This is a genomic window from Planomonospora algeriensis (assembly GCF_977012225.1).
Window position 1 is genome coordinate 1 of sequence record NZ_CDRNDK010001211.1, and the last position, 204, is coordinate 204.

General features: G+C 73.5%; 1 protein-coding gene. It reads right to left on the minus strand.

Translation table 11 applies throughout. The annotated features are described in order from the left end of the window. The coding region (locus ACWJ6R_RS38465) for a beta-ketoacyl synthase N-terminal-like domain-containing protein (protein WP_449066866.1) at positions 1-204 on the minus strand (204 nt) is incomplete at both ends.

Here is a 204-nt window from a genome sequence, read left to right on the forward strand (position 1 = left end):
CCCGCTGCTGCGACGGACCGTTCGGCGCCGTCAGCCCGTTGCTCGCCCCGTCCTGATTGACCGCAGACCCACGCACCACCGCCAGCACCCGATGGCCGTTACGGCGGGCGTCCGACAACCGCTCTACCAGCAGCACACCGACACCCTCGCCCCAGCCGGTGCCGTCGGCGTCCGCCGAGAACGCCTTGCAGCGGCCGTCGGGCG